Origin of the sequence: Pseudoalteromonas sp. S2893, from assembly GCF_005887105.1 — a bacterium.
GTDB classification, from domain to species: Bacteria; Pseudomonadota; Gammaproteobacteria; order Enterobacterales; family Alteromonadaceae; genus Pseudoalteromonas; species Pseudoalteromonas atlantica.
Genome location: NZ_PNCY01000111.1, coordinates 1 through 217 on the forward strand (window position 1 = coordinate 1; position 217 = coordinate 217).

Below are 217 nucleotides of genomic sequence, written 5' to 3' on the forward strand. Positions count from 1 at the left end.
TAGGCGCTTACTGAATGAAAAATAAGTCGGGCCGCCAAGTGTTTATAACCGGCCACCCAGAATACGCTGCCGACACAGTAAAAGCAGAGTACGCGCGCGATCAACAAAAACGCCCTGAAGCGCCAAAACCCGCAAACTACTTTCCAGATACCGACGCAAGCAAACAGCCGTCAAAACCGTGGCAAAGCCATGCGTTTTTGCTGTTTTCGAACTGGTT

At 50.2% G+C, this 217-nt stretch carries 1 pseudogene; it reads left to right on the forward strand.

The features are described 5' to 3' along the window. Positions 1–14: 14 nt before the first annotated feature. Positions 15–217 (forward strand): annotated as a pseudogene (locus tag CWC04_RS19335) (homoserine O-acetyltransferase/O-succinyltransferase family protein); the annotation flags it as partial.